Here is a 12987-nt window from a genome sequence, read left to right on the forward strand (position 1 = left end):
CTGGCCCTCACGCAGCCGGAAGATCGGCAGGGAAATCCGGGGGGAAATCCGGCGAGCGCACCGGGTCGGCCATCGCGACGATCACCTTGCGGGCGCCGGTGAAGGGACCGCGCCCGTGGGCGGCCAGCATGTTGTCCAGCATCATCACGTCCCCCTCCTGCCAGGGGAAACTGCGGGTGCAGCCGTCCAGGACGGTGCGGATATGGTCGAGGTCGGCATCGGCGATGGGCGTGCCGTCGCCGTGGAAGACGTGGCGGGGAAGCTCGGTTTCGTCCTCCACCACTGCCAGCAGGCTGTCGCGCACGGCCGGCGGCAGGTTGGAGACGTGGAACAGGTGGGCTTGGTTGAACCACACTTCCTCCCCTGTCGCGGGGTGGCGGGCGACGGCCTGACAGATCTGGCGGGTGCGCAGTTCGCCATCCTCGGTCCATTCAAATTCGATGGCGTTGGCGCGGCAGAAGCGCTCCACCGCCGCCGGATCGTCGGTGTTGAAGGCGCGCTGCCAGGGCAGATCCAGCCCGTTGCCATAGTTGCGCACATACATCAGCCGCCGCTCGGCGAAGCGGGCGCGGACGGCGGGATCGATCCGGCGGAAGACCTCGCGGCTGTCGGCGATCGGCGTTGCCCCGCCAGTCGCGGCTGCGGTGACGCAGTGGAACCAGATCGTCTGCGGCCATTGCAGGGTGTAGGCCTGCTCGTTGTGCAACGGGATCGACTGGTGGGCCGGATATTCGGTGGAGGTATAGACCCCCTTGTCCACCGCGGAGCGCGGGGTGGAGCCGAAATCATAGTCCAGCAGCGGCTTTCCGAAGCTCTCGACGAAGCTGCGGAAAGCGGCGTCGCCATGGATGCCGAAGCCGCTGAACAGCAGCCCGCCGGCCTGCGGCAGCCGTTCCTCCACCACTGCCCGGATGTCCGGCAGCAGATCGCGCCATCCCCCCGGCGCCAGCGGGCCGTCCGCCGGCATCGCCAGCAGCGGCAGGTCGCCGCCGGGAAGCAGCGGGCGCAAGGTCAGGCTGCCGGCGGTCAGGCCGTCGCTCCGGGAGGGGGCTTGCGGGGCCGTTCGGGGGTCGGAAAGGCGCTGGTCCATTGATCGATGGTTCCGTCCGATTGCGGGCCCGGTTGCGGACCCGATTGCTGGCAGGGCGGCAGAAACGTCTTTACTGCGAGTAAGAATCGTTCGCATAATATGGGCGCGCCATTGCCTCCGGCCGGCGGGTGGGCAGCAATCGCGGCGGGTGCCGGTGCCGGGTTGGGCACGCGGCAGGGCGGGGGTGGCGGAGACACCACGCATCATGCGGGTATTGGCGCCGTCACCGTTCAGCCGGGCCGAACGTTAGCCTACCGCGAATCATCTTGCAAATGAGAATCAATCTCACTATGCAAGAAAGCACGACGCGATCTTCCAGGCGTCCCTACCCCGATAACGATCATCCCTTCCGCGTCCTCACCAGAAGGAGCTTCGGCATGAGCTGGGACAGCCCCAACACGCGATTCCACGTCGTGGTGAATGAGGAGGAGCAATATTCGATCTGGCCCGACCACAAGACGGTGCCGGCCGGCTGGCGCACTGTCGGCGTCAGCGGCCCGAAGGAGGACTGTCTCGCCCACATCGAGCGGGTGTGGACAGACATGCGCCCGCTCAGCCTGCGGCGCGCACTGGGCGAGGCCGCCTGACGGGCGCCGCCCGGTTCCCATTTCCCCCTGAGGGAGGTTTTTGGCATGACCGCGACCCTTGCGGCGCCCTTCGGGCTGGACGGCTTCCGCAGCCAGCCGCCGATCCGCTTGCGCGACGACCCGATGCTGCGCCGGCAGGAGGCGCGCGAATCGAACGCGCGCTCCTATCCCCGGCGCATCCCGCTGGCCCTGACCGAGGCGCGCGGCATCTATCTGCGCGACAGTGCGGGACAGCTGTTCATCGACTGCCTCGCCGGGGCGGGGACGCTGGCGCTGGGCCACAACCATCCGGACGTGGTGGCGGCGATCCGGGCGACGCTGGACAGCGGGCTGCCGCTGCACACGCTGGACCTGACCACCCCGGTGAAGGACGCCTTCGTCGAGGAGCTGTTCGCGGCGCTGCCGCCGGCCTTCGCCCGCGACGCCCGCATCCAGTTCTGCGGCCCGACCGGCGCCGACGGGATCGAGGCGGCGATGAAGCTGGCGCGTACCGCCACCGGCCGCCGCACCATCGTCGGCTTCTCCGGCGGCTATCACGGCATGACCCAGGGCACGCTGGCGATCATGGGCAATCTGGGACCGAAACGCCCGTTGGGCGGCGGGACCTGCGACGTGCACATGCTGCCCTATCCCTATGATTTCCGCTGCCCCTTCGGGCTTGGCGGCGAGGCCGGGGTCGATGCCGGGCTGGCGCTGATGGACCAGCTGCTGAGCGATCCGGAATCCGGGATCGTCACCCCCGCCGCGGTGGTGGTTGAGGTGGTGCAGGGCGAGGGCGGCGTGGTTCCGGCCCCGGTGCGCTGGCTCCAGGGGCTGCGCCGGCTGACCCGTGCCCATGGCGTGCCGCTGGTGATCGACGAGGTGCAGACCGGGCTCGGCCGCACCGGCCGGCTGTTCGCCTTCGAGCATGCCGGCATCGAGCCGGACGTGCTGGTGCTGTCCAAGGCCATCGGCGGCAGCCTGCCGCTGTCGGTGGTGGTCTATCGGGCGGAGCTGGATTGCTGGGCGCCGGGCGCCCATGCCGGCACCTTCCGCGGCAACCAGCTGGCGATGGCGGCGGGGACAGCGACCCTGCGCCGCATCCGCGCCGACCGGCTTGACGAGCATGCCGCCGCCATGGGCGCGCGGCTGAGCAGCCATCTGCGGGCCATCCAGGCGGACCATCCCTGCCTGGGTGACGTGCGGGGACCGGGCCTGATGATCGGCGTCGAGATCGTGGACGAACACCGGCCGCCGTCGCGGACCGGTGCCCGCCCGGCCGACGGCGAGCTTGCCCGGTCCCTGCAACGCCATTGTCTGGAGCGCGGCGTGATCCTGGAGCTGGGGGGGCGCCACGGCGCGGTGGTGCGCTTCCTGCCGCCGCTGATCGTCGATGCCGCCGAACTGGACGAGATCGCCGACCGCTTCCGCGCCGCCCTGCGCGCGGCGCTGGCCGAGCGGGCATCCGGCGCCATGCCTGCCGGGCTGGCAGCGGAATAGGCGGGCCTCGAGATGCTAGTAAGTCTTAATCGCGTTAGCTTCGATCACGTCGAGCGGACGGCGCCGCTGTCGCTGGCGCAGGAGCGGCTCTGGCTGCTCCACCGCCTCGACCCGGGCGATGCCGCCTACAACCTGACGCGCGCCTTCCGTCTGGCCGGCGCCCTGGAGGCGGCGGCGCTGGAGCGGGCGCTGGAGGCGCTGGCCTGGCGCCATTCCATCCTGCGCACCCGCTTCGCGGAACGGGACGGCGTGCCGGTGCAGCTGTTGCTGTCCCGGCCCACGGTTCGGCTGGAGTGGGAGGTGGGGGATCTGGATGAGGCGGGGCTGGCCAGGCGGATCCGGGCGGAGACGCAGCGGCCCTTCGACCTTGCCGCCGGGCCGCCGTTGCGCGCCACGCTGCTGACGCTGGCCGGTGGCGACGCGGTGCTGCTGCTGGCGATGCATCACATCCTGTCGGACGGCCCGTCCAACCCGATCCTGGCACGCGACCTGCTGGCCGCCTATGGCGCGGCGGTGGACGACGAGGAGGCCGACCCGGCAACGCTGCTGCCGCCGCTGGCCCTGCACTATGCCGACCACGCATTGGAACAGCGCGGCGAGGCGGCGCAGGCGCGGATCGACCGTGCGGTGGAGCGGGCGCTCGCCCGGCTGGGCAGCGATGTGCCGGCGCTGGAACTGCCGGCCCTGGAATTGCCGACGGACCGGCCGCGCCCGGCGGTCCGCGGCAACGCCGGGGCGCGGGTGGAGTTCGCCCTGCCCGCCGAGATGGCGTTTGCCCTGCGCGGCTTTGCGCGGGCGGAGGGCTGCACGCCCTTCGTGCCGCTGCTGGCGGCGTGGCAGGCGCTGCTCGGCCGCTGGTCGGGTCAGGGGGATTTCGCCGTCGGCGTACCCGATGCCGGCCGTGCCGACGAGGCGATGGAGCCGCTGGTCGGCTTCTTCGTCGAAACCCAGGTCTTCCGCGCCCGGCTGGCTCCCGACCTGACCGGCCGCGCCCTGTGCCGGCGGCTGCGCGGCGAGATGTTGGCGGCGTTGAATGACGGAGCCGCTCCGGTCGAACGGCTGCTGGAGCGGCTGGACCCGGTGCGCGACGGCAGCCGCACGCCGCTGTTCCAGGCCCTGCTGAATGTGCGGATGGAGGCGCCGGCCGTCGTCCGCCTGCCCGGCCTGACGGTGACGGCGCTTGCGGTGCCGGAAACCACGGCGAAGCTCGATCTCGCGCTCGATGTGGCGGTGGGGGAGGCGGGCGTCGTTTGCGCGCTGGACTACGCTACCGACCTGTTCGACGCCGCGACGGCGGAGCGGATGGCGGCGGGCTTCCGGGCGCTGCTGGGCGGGATGATGGCTGACCCGGAGAGGCTGCTGGCCGATCTGCCGCTGATGGCGGCGGAGGAGCGGGCGGATGAGGTGACGTGCTGGAACCGCACCGCCCTGCTGCTCGACCCGGCGGAAGATCTGATGACGCTGGTGGAGCGGAAGGCCGCCGAACTGCCCGACTGCGTGGCGCTGGTCGCCGGGGATGTTGCACTGACCTATGGCGCGCTGAACGCGCGGGCCAACCGGCTGGCGCGCTGGCTGGCGGAGCGTGGCGTCGGGCCGGACCGGCTGGTCGCGGCGGCCCTGCCGCGCGGCGCCGATCTGGTGGTTTCGCTGCTGGCGATCCAGAAGGCGGGCGGCGCCTACCTGCCGCTCGACCCCGACCAGCCGGCGGCGCGCAACGCCCATATTCTGACCCATGCCGCTCCGGTGCTGACGCTCGACGCACCGCCGGAGGACTTCGCGGCGGGGTTCGACAGCGTGTCGGAGGGCAACCTCGGGCGGCCGGCGCATCCGCGCCAGCTTGCCTACACGCTCTACACCTCCGGTTCGACCGGCGTGCCGAAGGGCGTTCAGATCGACCGGCAGGCCTTCGCCAGCTTCCTCCAGGCCATGCAGAGGCAGGTGGGGCTGACCGCCGACGACCGGCTGCTGGCGGTGACGACGCTGGGCTTCGACATCGCCGGGCTGGAGCTGTTCCTGCCGCTGGCGACCGGCGCCCGCGTGGTGCTGGCGACGCGGGAGGAGGCGCGCGACCCCCAGGCGCTGGCCCGGCTGATCGACCGGCACGGCATCACCGCGATGCAGGCGACGCCCGCCACATGGCGGATGCTGCTGGAGGTGACGGAGCAGTCCTGGCCGGGCATGCGCGCGCTCTGCGGCGGCGAGGCGCTGGGCGCCGATCTGGCGCGGCGCCTGCTGGAGCGCGGGGTGCGGCTGCTGAACGTCTACGGCCCGACCGAAACCACCGTCTGGTCCGCCGCCTGGCCGGTGGAGAGCTTGGCGGACGATGAAACCGTCATTCCCATCGGCCATGCCATCGCCAACAACCGCCTGCACATCCTGGACGACCGGCTGGAGCCGGTGCCGCCCGGTATCGTCGGCGATCTGTGGATCGGCGGGGTCGGGCTGGCGCGCGGCTATGGCGGGCAACCCGGCCTGACCGCGGCGAGCTTCCTGCCCAACCCCTTTCCAGATGACGAGGCGCCGGGCTGCGGGGCGGGCAGCCGCCTCTACCGCACCGGCGACCGCGCCCGGCGGCGCAATGACGGCGCCATCGAGTTCCTCGGCCGCCGCGACCATCAGATGAAGATCCGCGGCTTCCGCATCGAGGCGGGCGAGGTGGAGGCAGTGCTAGACAGCCACCCGCAGGTGCGCCAGTCGGTGGTCACCGCCCATGCCCCGGCCGGCGGAGAGGCGCTGCTCTGCGCCCATCTGGTGACGGCGGACGGCAGCGAGCCGGCCGACCTGCGTGCCCATCTGGCGGCGCGGCTGCCGGCCTACATGCTGCCGTCGGTCTGCGTCGTGCTCGACCGGCTGCCGCTGAACGCCAACGGCAAGGTGGACCGCAAGGCGCTGCCGGCCCCGGACGCGCCCGTGCAAACGGCGGGCTTCGAACCGCCGGCGACCGGCACCGAAACCCGGCTCGCGGAGCTGTGGGAAGAGGTGCTGGAGCGCCGCGGGGTGGGTGCCACCGACGACTTCTTCCGGCTGGGCGGCCATTCGCTGCGTCTGGTGCGGTTGCAGACCCGCATCCGCAGCGGGTTCGGTCACGACCTGCCGCTGGCCGATCTGTTCCGCGCCCCGACGCTGCGCGCCATGGCGGCGCTGATCGACGCGCAGGGCGTGCGCGACGAGGCCGACGACCTCGCCTTCATGGCCGGTCTGCTTGCCGACGCCGAACAGGCGGACGCGCCATGATGCTGCTGATCCCGCTGCTGCGCCGTTTCCGCTGGCGCCTGCCGCTGGCCCTGGCGCTGGGGGCGGCCGGGTCGCTCGCCGGGCTGTCGGTGATCGCCCTGGTCAACCGGCTGATTGCCGGCACCGCCTCGCCCGACGCGCCGACCATGGCGCTGATCGCGCTGCTGCTGGCCGGGGTGTTCGGCTTCGGCTTCGCGGCGCAGGCGATGCTGACGGCGCTCGGCCACCGGGTGGTGTGCGAGATGCGCACCGCGACGGTGAAGCGGCTGCTCGACACCGATGTCGAGCGGCTGGAGGCCATCGGCGCGCCGGCGCTCTACGCCACGCTGACCAAGGACATTGCCGCGGCGGGCCAAGCCTTCAACCGGCTGCCCTTCATCTTCAGCAACGGCGTGCTCGTTCTGGGCGGCTTCCTCTATCTCGGCTGGCTGTCCTGGCAGCTGTTCCTGCTCAGCGCGGCGGCGGTCGGGCTGGGGGTGGCGGCTGCCTATGGCTGGGTGTCGGCGATGCGCCGACTGATGATCGAGGTGCGCGAGACCGACGATCGCCTGTTCGCCGGCTATCGCGGCGCTGTCGAGGGTCGCAACGAGCTGGCGCTGAACACGGCGCGCAAGCGCGTCTTCCACCGCCACGACGTGACCGGGGCGGCGGAGCATGCCCGCGACACCGAAATCCGCGCCGACCGCTATTGGGTGCTCAGCCTGAGCTGGACGGCGCTGGTCATCCTCGGGCTGATCGCCGGCATCTTCGCGGCGGGCGAGGCGCTGGGGCTGCCGCGGGCGCACACCGCCGGCTTCGTGCTGGTGCTGATGTTCCTGCGCATGCCGCTGAACGATCTGGTCGGTACGCTGCCGATCCTGCTGTCCGGCTCGGTCGCCCTGGCGAAGGTCGAGGCGCTGCGGCTGGAGCCGCACCGGGCGGGTTTCGACGACGGCAAAGCTGCGCAGCCGGCGCTTCCCACCCATGGTCCGCTGCTGAGCCTGTCCGGCGTCGTCTACGACCATCCGGCCCAGGGCGACGAGCCCGGCTTCCATCTCGGCCCCGTCGACCTGACGGTGCAGGCTGGGGAGACGCTGTTCATCGTCGGCGGCAACGGCGGCGGTAAGTCCACCCTGCTGACCCTGCTCGCCGGCCTGCGCCGTCCCACCGCCGGCAGCATCCGGCTGGCCGGGCTGGAGGTGACGGAGGAGCGCCGCGGCTGGCACCGCGAGCAGGTCAGCGCCGTCTTCTCCACCCCGCACCTGTTCGAGCGGCTGGTCGGCCCCGGCGGCAGGCTGGACGAGGATCTGGCCCAGGCCTTCCTGCGCCGGCTGCGGCTGGACCGCAAGGTGACGCTGGACGGCGACCGGCTGTCCGACATCCGGCTGTCGCAGGGGCAGCGCAAGCGCCTCGCCCTGCTGGCGGCGGTGGTGGAGGAGCGGCCGATCCTGCTGCTCGACGAATGGGCGGCCGACCAGGACCCGGTGTTCCGCCGCTTCTTCTATGAGGAGCTGCTGCCGGAACTGAAACGCGGCGGCCGGACAATCGTCGCCGTCAGCCATGACGACCGCTTCTTCCACCTCGCCGACCGGGTGCTGCGCTGCGACGCGGGGGTGCTGACGCCCTGGAGCGACACACCGGCCCAACCGGTGCAGGCGGCGCAATGACCCTGAAAAGCCCAATCCCGAAAAGCCCGATCCCTTTCCCGAACGCTTTTCCGCCGCGCCCGCCGCGGCCGGACATGAGGAGGCGCCTGCGATGACCGCCCTTTCCGATACACTGGCTGCCGATATGGCCGCATCCGGCGGCGCCCCGTCCCCCTGCTTGTCCCCGTGCCGCGCGCTCGGCCGCCCCTTCCGGTCGCAGTGGGAGGGAGCAGAGTTGACCGTGCGGCTGGACGGCGCGGTGCAGCAGCGCTGGCGCCTGACCGGCGACGGGCTGTCCGCCGAACTAGCCTTGGTGCGGAGCGAGGCAGAGGGCGAAGCCAGCCGTCTGGCCGCGCTCGCGGCGTTGGAGGCCGCCTTCGTCCGCGCCGACGATCCGGCCACCCTGCGGCTGCTGGCGCCCGACGATCTCGCCGAGGCGCTGCGGTTGGACGGCGTTGCAGACGACGATGCCGGCGGCAGCCTGCTGGCCTCGGCCGGCATGCTGTTCCAGCGGCCGGACCTCTGGCTGCTGGGGGCGGGGTCCGGCGGATATCCGCAGACGCATGTGGTGTCGAACGGGCGCTACCATCCGCGCCGGTCGCCGAAGCCCCAAGGCCTGCTCTATGCCCGCCACATCCCGTGGCTGGAGCAGACGCTGTCCTTCCGCGTCGCCGACATCGGCGAGGATCTGGAGCGCTTCCACCGCTGGCAGAACGACCCGCGCGTCGCCTTCTTCTGGCAGGAGGAGGGCGATCTGGCCAAGCACCGCGCCTATCTGGAGGCGCAGCTGTCCGACCCCCACACCATCCCGCTGATCGCCAGCCTGGACGGCGTGCCCTTCGGCTATTTCGAGGTCTATTGGGCCAAGGAGAACCGGATCGGCGCCTTCTACGACGCGCAGGATTACGACCGCGGCTGGCATGTGCTGATCGGCGAGGAGCATGTGCGCGGGCGCGCCCATGTCAGCGCCTGGCTGCCGTCGCTGGTGCATTTCATGTTCCTCGACGATGCCCGCACCCAGCGCATCGTCGGCGAGCCGCGCGCCGACCATCACCAGCAGATCCGCAACCTCGACCGCTCCGGCTTCGCCAAGGTCAAGGAGTTCGACTTCCCGCACAAGCGGGCGATGCTGGTGATGCTGCTGCGCGAACGCTATTTCGCCGACCGGCTGTGGGTGCCGCGCGCCGATCCCGCCGTCTCCAAACCCACCACGTCGAAGCTGGAGGGCTGAGCGATGCACGGCATCCCCTCGCTGATCGGCGACAACGGCCGGGTTCTGGATCTCGCCGGCGTCGGGTTCGGCCCGTCGAACCTCGCGCTGGCGGTGGCGCTGCGCGAGGCGGATGCCGGGCTTGCCGTGCGCTTCCTGGAGAAGCGCGACCGCTTCGTCTGGCACGGCAACATGCTGCTGGACGGCAGCCGGATGCAGATCTCCTTCCTGAAGGATCTGGTGTCGCTGCGCGACCCAACCAGCCGCTACAGCTTCCTCAACTACCTGCACCGTCAGGGGCGCCTGCAGGACTTCATCAACCTGCGGACCTTCTATCCCAGCCGGCGCGAGTTCAACGACTACCTGTCCTGGGTGGCGTCGGACTTCGACGGGCTGTGCGACTATGGGATGGACGCGGTCGCCGTCGAGCCGGTACGGGTCGGCGATGCCGTGCCGCATGTCCGCATCCGCGCCCGCGACGCCGATGGGCGGGAGCGCAGCCTGCTCGCCCGCAATCTGGTGATCGGCGCCGGGGCGACGCCGCTGGTGCCGGACGTCTTCGACGGGCTGGTGCGCAAGGGCACCGGCAAGGCGTCGAGTGGACCGCTGGTCATCCATTCCAACGATTATCTGGCCGCGGCCGGGGAACTTGCGCGGGCCGGCCGGGTCGCGGTGGTCGGGCTGGGACAGAGTGCGGCGGAGATCTTCCTCGACCTGCATGCGCGCGGCGTGGATGTCGACATCGTCGCCCGCGGGCCGGCAATGCGCCCGGCCGACAGCAGCCCCTTCGCCAACCAGGTCTTCGACGCCGGTTACACCAATTACCTCTACGGCCTTCCCCCGGCCGAGCGTGCCGACCTGCTGCGTGCCTTCCACAACACCAACTACGCGGTGGTCGATCCCGACCTGATCGACGCCATCTACGCCATCTTCTACCAGCAGAAGGTCGAGGCGACCGACCGTCACGGCCTGCTGACCCGCCACGAGGTGGTGGCGGCGCGGGCCGATGCCGCGGCGGGCGGCATGCTGCTCGACCTCGCCGGCCTGGATGGCGGGGAGCGGCGGGAGCGGCGCTATGGCGCGGTGGTACTCGCCACCGGCTACCGCCGCCGCATCCATGAAGAGCTTCTGCGACCGATGGGACCCTGGCTGACCGGCGGGGAGGTGGGGCGCGACTATCGCCTGCCGACTGTCCCCGGCTGCACCGCCGGCCTGTATCTGCAGGGCTGCTGCGAGGCGACGCACGGCCTCAGCGACACCCTGCTCTCCATCCTGCCGATCCGTGCGCAGGAAATCGCCATGGCCCTGACCGGGGGGACCGGCCGGGGCCATGGCCAACAAATCCGTGAATTGACATCAGCACAGTGACGAATGGGGGATCATCGGAATGACGATTAACGGGCAGCCCGGACGCCTTGGGAGACAGAACAGGGGGCGCGTCCGCCTGCTGGCGTCGGTTGCGGCGGCAGCCCTGCTGCTGCCGGCCCTGGCCTTGGCGCAAGCGACGACGAAAACGGGAGACGCCGCCTCGTCGGGGGCGATGTCGTCCGGGGCGATGACCCTGCCGACCATCGACGTCGGCGCCGACCGCCAGCGCGACGCCAACCCGCCGACCACCGTCGGCTCCAAGCTGCCGCTTGCCCCGCGCGAGGTGCCGCAGACCGTCACCACGGTGCCGCGCGAGCGCATCGAGGAGCAGAAGCTCATCACGCTCGAAGACGCGATGAAGCAGACGCCGGGCGTCACGGTGGAGCCGATCGACGGCAACCGCCTGCAATTCTATTCGCGCGGCTTCGAGATGACGAACCTGCAGTTCGACGGCGTGCCGACCACGCTGGACAGCCGCATCTTCGCCTCGCCCGATCTGGCGATGTATGAGCGGGTGGAGGTGCTGAAGGGACCGGCCGGGCTGCTGAACGGCATGGGCGGCCCCGGCGGCGCCATCAACCTCGTCCGCAAGACGCCGAAGAAGACGCTGGAAGGCTATGGCGAGCTGACCGCCGGCTCCTACGCCAACTACCGCGGCGAAGGCGACATCACCGGTCCGCTGAACCAGTCCGGCAGCCTGCGCGGACGCTTCGTCGGCGCCTATCAGGACCGCAACGGCTTCCAGGACTGGACCGAGCAGGACCGGGCGGTCGCCTATGGCAGCATCGCCGCCGACCTGACGCCCGACACCACGCTCACGGCCGGCGCCTGGTACCAGCGCATGAGCTACAAGGGCGCCTGGAACCTGCCGGGCTATGCCACGGTGGTGAACGGACAGCCGCAGTTCCGGCTGCTCGACGTCGACCGCTCGACCTCGCTGGGCGAGGAATGGAACCGCGACATCTTCACCACCAAGGGCGGCTTCGCCGATCTGGAGCACCGGTTCGACAATGGATGGGCGGTGAAGCTCGCCACCCATTACATCGACAATGAGATGGACCGGAAGATGGCCTATGCCTACTCCCCGGTCACGCCGGGGGTGAACCGGACGACGCTCTACGCCCAGAAACTCCGCTACGACCAGGACCAGATCGGCGCCGACCTGTCGGCCAGCGGCAATTTCGGGCTGTTCGGCCAGACTCACGAGGCGGCGGTCGGCGCCAATTACGAGCGCTGGACCTTCCGCCACCGCGCGGCCAACCCGGTCGGCAGCTGGTCGGTGACGCAGAACATCTTCGCCCCCAACGCCTCGGCCCCCGAGCCGGCATGGCGGAACTGGCAGCGGGACACCAAGACCACCACCGACAGCTGGGGCACCTACGGCGTCCTGCGGCTGAAGCTGGCCGATCCGCTGAAGCTGATCGTCGGCGGGCGGATGAACTGGTGGCAGACCAAGGTCGATGCCGACGCGCTGGCCGGCACCGCGGAGAGCAGCGCCTCCGTCCGCGGCAAGGTCACGCCTTATGCCGGTCTCGTCTATGAGGTGAACCCCACCTACGCGCTCTACACCAGCGTGACGCAGATGTACCAGCCGCAATCCTTCGTCGATGCGTCCGGCAAGGTGCTGGAGCCGCTGAAGGGCCGGCAGTACGAGGCCGGCGTCAAGGCCGATTACTTCGGCGGACGCCTGCACGCCACCGCGTCGGTCTTCCACATTGAGGAGGAGAACCGGCCGCAGGCCGATCCGCGCTATCCCAACCAGTCGATCTACATCTCCGGCGGCAAGGCGCAGAGCCGCGGCTTCGAGCTGGACGTTTCCGGCGAGATCCTGCCGGGCTGGGACGCCTATGCCGGCTATACCTTCACCCGCGCCAAGAGCCTGGACAGCAGCGCCAACTCCGGCAGCGCCTTCACCGCCATCGCGCCGATGCACCAGTTCAAGCTGTGGACCAACTACCGCTTGCCCGAGAGCATCGACGACCGTCTGAGCGTCGGCGGCGGCATCAACGCCCAGACCTCGATGTACAACGAGTTCCCGTCGCTGGGCGGCGCCCGCCTGACCCAGGGCGGCTATGCGACGGTGGACGCCCGCGTCGCCTATGACGTGACCGAGAAGGTGACGGCGGCGGTGAACGTCAAGAACCTGTTCGACCGCACCTATTACCAGCGCATCAACAACGTGCAGTCGGGCAACATCTATGGCGAGCCGCGCACCGTTCTGCTGACCCTGCGGGCGAAGCTGTAACGGCGGCTTTCCGGGGGCGGGGGCCGGTCGGCCGTCCGCCCCCACAGGTCCGCAATAAATCGCTTGTCCATCGCGGCGGGCGGGCGCAAAGCTCGGGCTTCCGCCGGTTCTACCCCTATCGAAGGGAGGGGCCGGCCCCGACCTTTTCC

The 12987-nt window shown here is 70.6% G+C and carries 8 protein-coding genes; 7 read left to right on the plus strand and 1 reads right to left on the minus strand.

What is annotated here, in order from left to right:
• Positions 1 to 7: 7 nt before the first annotated feature.
• Positions 8 to 967 carry a TauD/TfdA family dioxygenase gene (locus ABNQ40_RS30915; RefSeq protein ID WP_199235468.1) on the minus strand — a complete coding sequence of 320 codons (960 nt, stop codon included), beginning with the start codon at positions 965 to 967 and terminating at the stop codon, positions 8 to 10.
• A gap of 500 nt (positions 968 to 1467) precedes the next feature.
• On the opposite strand from ABNQ40_RS30915, the gene ABNQ40_RS30920 reads away from it, so the two are divergent.
• The 7 genes from ABNQ40_RS30920 to ABNQ40_RS30950 all read left to right on the plus strand — a co-directional run bounded on the left by ABNQ40_RS30920 (position 1468) and on the right by ABNQ40_RS30950 (position 12838).
• Positions 1468 to 1677: an MbtH family NRPS accessory protein gene (locus ABNQ40_RS30920; protein ID WP_109048202.1), complete on the plus strand. Its 210-nt coding sequence runs from the start codon at positions 1468 to 1470 to the stop codon at positions 1675 to 1677.
• Positions 1678 to 1722: 45 nt separating this feature from the next.
• Positions 1723 to 3156: a diaminobutyrate--2-oxoglutarate transaminase gene (locus ABNQ40_RS30925; RefSeq protein WP_109048201.1), complete on the plus strand. Its 1434-nt coding sequence runs from the start codon at positions 1723 to 1725 to the stop codon at positions 3154 to 3156.
• Positions 3157 to 3168: 12 nt separating this feature from the next.
• A complete protein-coding gene (locus ABNQ40_RS30930) occupies positions 3169 to 6390 on the plus strand; it encodes a non-ribosomal peptide synthetase (protein ID WP_109048200.1) in 3222 nt (1073 codons plus the stop codon).
• Complete coding sequence (locus tag ABNQ40_RS30935; RefSeq protein WP_109048199.1) at positions 6387 to 8036, plus strand: cyclic peptide export ABC transporter; 1650 nt, start codon at positions 6387 to 6389, stop codon at positions 8034 to 8036. The genes ABNQ40_RS30930 and ABNQ40_RS30935 overlap by 4 nt, the downstream gene beginning before the upstream one ends.
• Before the next feature lie 91 nt (positions 8037 to 8127).
• Positions 8128 to 9246 carry a GNAT family N-acetyltransferase gene (locus ABNQ40_RS30940; protein WP_247879588.1) on the plus strand — a complete coding sequence of 373 codons (1119 nt, stop codon included), beginning with the start codon at positions 8128 to 8130 and terminating at the stop codon, positions 9244 to 9246.
• Positions 9247 to 9249: 3 nt separating this feature from the next.
• Positions 9250 to 10593, plus strand: coding sequence for a lysine N(6)-hydroxylase/L-ornithine N(5)-oxygenase family protein (locus ABNQ40_RS30945; RefSeq protein WP_391349238.1), 1344 nt, complete (start codon positions 9250 to 9252; stop codon positions 10591 to 10593).
• A gap of 19 nt (positions 10594 to 10612) precedes the next feature.
• Positions 10613 to 12838, plus strand: a complete 2226-nt coding sequence (locus ABNQ40_RS30950; protein ID WP_109048197.1) for a TonB-dependent siderophore receptor — start codon at positions 10613 to 10615, stop codon at positions 12836 to 12838.
• Positions 12839 to 12987 lie beyond the last annotated feature (149 nt).

The sequence above is a fragment of the Azospirillum sp. A23 genome, assembly GCF_042938965.1.
GTDB lineage: Bacteria > Pseudomonadota > Alphaproteobacteria > Azospirillales > Azospirillaceae > Azospirillum > Azospirillum melinis.

Bases quoted from the DNA above. Each gene is read 5' to 3' on its own strand.
- ABNQ40_RS30915 (WP_199235468.1), bottom strand. From the start codon at position 967: ATGCCGGCGGACGGCCCGCTGGCGCCGGGGGGATGGCGCGATCTGCTG.
- ABNQ40_RS30920 (WP_109048202.1), top strand. From the start codon at position 1,468: ATGAGCTGGGACAGCCCCAACACGCGATTCCACGTCGTGGTGAATGAG.
- ABNQ40_RS30925 (WP_109048201.1), top strand. From the start codon at position 1,723: ATGACCGCGACCCTTGCGGCGCCCTTCGGGCTGGACGGCTTCCGCAGC.
- ABNQ40_RS30930 (WP_109048200.1), top strand. From the start codon at position 3,169: ATGCTAGTAAGTCTTAATCGCGTTAGCTTCGATCACGTCGAGCGGACG.
- ABNQ40_RS30935 (WP_109048199.1), top strand. From the start codon at position 6,387: ATGATGCTGCTGATCCCGCTGCTGCGCCGTTTCCGCTGGCGCCTGCCG.
- ABNQ40_RS30940 (WP_247879588.1), top strand. From the start codon at position 8,128: ATGACCGCCCTTTCCGATACACTGGCTGCCGATATGGCCGCATCCGGC.
- ABNQ40_RS30945 (WP_391349238.1), top strand. From the start codon at position 9,250: ATGCACGGCATCCCCTCGCTGATCGGCGACAACGGCCGGGTTCTGGAT.
- ABNQ40_RS30950 (WP_109048197.1), top strand. From the start codon at position 10,613: ATGACGATTAACGGGCAGCCCGGACGCCTTGGGAGACAGAACAGGGGG.